Consider the following 3,123-nt stretch of genomic DNA (forward strand, 5'->3'; position numbering starts at 1 on the left):
ACCCCGCGCCCGGCGTGCCCCTCGGTGGCCCGGCACCGCGGCCGGCACTCCATGTCCCCGCCCCGGCACCCGGCCCCGCCCCCTCAGGAACCGACCGGCTCCTCCGTGGCGGGCTCCGCCGGAGGCGTCGTGCGGCGGTCGAGGGCGGTCAGGGCGCGCTGGGCGATCGGACGGGTGCGGACGATCTCGGCCAGGGAGGTGGCGCCCGTGGTGATGTCCCGGAACGCCCGCCACGCCGGGCGGAAGCCGGTGAGCGCCGCGTGGAACAGGCCCGGACGCCGCTCGAACACGGACAGCAGCCGCCTGCCGACGCTCATCTCGACGCCGAGCCCCGCCTTGATGGCGAAGGCGTAGTTCAGGGCCTGGCGCCGGGTGTCCACCGCGTCGTGCGCCTCGGCGATGCGCACCGCCCACTCCCCCGCCAGCCGGCCCGAGCGCAGCGCGAAGGAGATGCCCTCGCGGGTCCAGGGCTCGACCAGGCCGGCCGCGTCGCCGCAGACCAGCACCCGGCCCCGGGACAGCGGCGAGTCGTCGGCGCGGCAGCGGGTCAGGTGCCCGGAGGAGAGTGACGGCTCGAACCCTGCGAGGCCCAGCCGGGCGATGAAGTCCTCCAGGTACCGCTTGGTGGCGGCGCCTTCACCGCGCGCGGAGATCACGCCGACGGTCAGCGTGTCGCCCTTGGGGAACACCCAGCCGTAACTGCCCGGCAGCGGCCCCCAGTCGATGAGGACCCGTCCCTTCCAGTCCTCGGCGACGGTCTCCGGCACCGGGATCTCCGCCTCCAGGCCGAGGTCGACCTGGTCGAGCTTCACGCCGACGTGGGCTCCTATCCGGCTGGCGCTGCCGTCGGCGCCGACGACCGCGCGGGCCAGCACCGTCTCCCCGCCCTGGAGGACGACGGCGACCGTGCGCCGGTCCGGCACCGCCGAGCCGTGCTGCTCGACCCGCTGGACCGTGACGCCCGTACGCAGTTCGGCGCCCGCCTTCTGGGCGTGTTCGACCAGTTGCTGGTCGAACTCGGGCCGGTTGATCAGGCCGAACAGCATCTGCTTGGAGCGGCGGGTGCGGGTGAAGCGGCCGTTGTGGGAGAACGTGACGGCGTGCACCCGGTCCCGGAAGGGCAGTTCGAAGCCGGGCGGCAGCGCGTCGCGCGAGGGCCCGATGATGCCGCCGCCGCACGTCTTGTAGCGCGGCAGCTCGGCTTTCTCCAGCAACAGCACACGCCGTCCCGCGACCGCCGCCGCGTAGGCGGCCGAGGCGCCCGCCGGGCCCGCGCCCACCACGACGACGTCCCACACCCGCCGCACGTCGTCCGCTGAAGAGTTCTCGCCGCTCACGATGGTCTACCGCTCCGCTCAAGCCGCTGCCAAGTGTCTGTCGCATCCTACGGCGGCCGTCCGCGCGATCCGCTGTGGGAGGATCGTTGTATCCACCCCGTACCACGTCGCACCCACGAGGAGCCTGCCCATGCCGTCCCATCCGCTCGCCGAGACCGTCGCCTCGCTGCTGCCCCGGGCGAAGGCGGAGCTGGCCGAACTGGTCGCCTTCAGGTCGGTGGCGGACTTCTCGCAGTTCCCGAGGAGCGAGAGCGAGGCCGCCGCGGGCTGGGTCGCCGACGCGCTGCGGGCCGAGGGATTCACGGACGTGGCCGTGCTGGACACCCCGGACGGCACGCAGTCGGTGTACGGCTTCCTGCCGGGCCCGGAGGGTGCCAAGACGGTCCTGCTGTACGCGCACTACGACGTGCAGCCCCCGCTGGACGAGGCCGGCTGGTCCACCCCGCCGTTCGAGCTGACCGAGCGTGACGGCCGCTGGTACGGCCGCGGGACCGCCGACTGCAAGGGCGGCTTCATCATGCACCTGCTCGCCCTGCGCGCCCTGAAGGCGAACGGCGGTGTCCCGGTGAACGTGAAGGTCGTCGTGGAGGGCTCCGAGGAGCAGGGCACGGGCGGCCTGGAGCGGTACGCCGAGCAGCACCCCGAGCTGCTGGCGGCGGACACGATCGTCATCGGTGACGCGGGCAACTTCCGGCTCGGCCTGCCGACCGTGACCACCAGCCTGCGCGGGCTGGCCATAGTCCGGGTGCGGGTCGACACCCTGGCCGGCAATCTGCACTCCGGCCAGTTCGGAGGCGCCGCCCCGGACGCGCTGGCCGCGCTGATCCGGACGCTGGACTCGCTGCGCGCCGAGGACGGCTCCACCACGGTCGACGGCCTGGACACCACGGCGCGGTGGGACGGCCTGGAGTACCCCGAGGAGCAGTTCCGCGCGGACGCCAAGGTGCTGGACGGCGTCGGGCTGACCGGTGAGGGACCGATCGCCGACCGCGTGTGGGTGCGCCCCGCGGTCACCGTCATCGGCATCGACTGCCCGCCGGTCGTCGGCGCCACCCCGTCGGTGCAGTCGAGCGCCGGGGCCCTGGTCAGCCTGCGGGTGCCGCCGGGCATGGACGTGGCGGAGGCCGGCAAGCTGCTCCAGTCGCACATCGAGGCGCACACCCCGTGGGGCGCCCGGGTCACCACCGAGCTGGTCGGCCAGGGACAGCCGTTCCGCGCCGACACCTCCAGCCCCGCCTACCGGGCGATGGCCGAGGCGATGGCGGTGGCCTACCCCGGCGAGACCATGCAGTACGCGGGGCAGGGCGGCACCATCCCGCTGTGCAACACCCTCGCCGCGCTGTACCCGCGGGCGGAGATCCTGCTCATCGGGCTGAGCGAACCGGAGGCGCAGATCCACGCGGTCGACGAGAGCGTCTCCCCCGAGGAGTTGGAGCGGCTGTCCGTGGCCGAGGCGCTGTTCCTGCGCAATTACGCGGCGAGCTGACCTCTTCTGCCCGCGGCAGAGGGCCCTCGCCCACGGGCGGGGGCCTCTTTACGGTCGGCGCATGGACGTCATCGAACTGCTGCCCCGGCTGCACCTGTTCCGCTTTCCCGTCGGCCAGGCCTATCTCTGGCGCGACGACGAGGAGTTGACGCTGATCGACGCGGGCCCGGCCGGCGCCGGCCGGCTGATCGCCGACGCGGTCACCGCGCTGGGGCACGGACCCCGCGACGTACGACGCGTCGTGCTCACCCACTTCCACGAGGACCACGTCGGCGGAGCGGGCGAGTTCGCCGCGCTGAG

General features: G+C 73.7%; 3 protein-coding genes. 2 read left to right on the top strand and 1 reads right to left on the bottom strand.

Going from position 1 to position 3,123, the window contains the following annotated elements; translation table 11 throughout:
• Nucleotides 1–83: 83 nt before the first annotated feature.
• Nucleotides 84–1,337 (bottom strand): geranylgeranyl reductase family protein, encoded by a 1,254-nt coding sequence (locus H5J33_RS28990; protein WP_181797778.1) that lies wholly within the window; start codon nucleotides 1,335–1,337, stop codon nucleotides 84–86.
• A 130-nt stretch (nucleotides 1,338–1,467) separates the two neighbouring features.
• Here H5J33_RS28990 and H5J33_RS28995 point away from each other — a divergent pair, with 130 nt between their 5' ends.
• Nucleotides 1,468–2,823, top strand: a complete 1,356-nt coding sequence (locus H5J33_RS28995; RefSeq protein ID WP_181797779.1) for a dipeptidase — start codon at nucleotides 1,468–1,470, stop codon at nucleotides 2,821–2,823.
• 61 nt (nucleotides 2,824–2,884) lie between these two features.
• Nucleotides 2,885–3,123 (top strand): MBL fold metallo-hydrolase (locus H5J33_RS29000; RefSeq protein ID WP_181797780.1); only part of this gene is annotated, 239 nt, incomplete at its 3' end.

This window comes from Streptomyces sp. WELS2 (assembly GCF_013870595.1).
Lineage (GTDB): Bacteria > Actinomycetota > Actinomycetes > Streptomycetales > Streptomycetaceae > Streptomyces.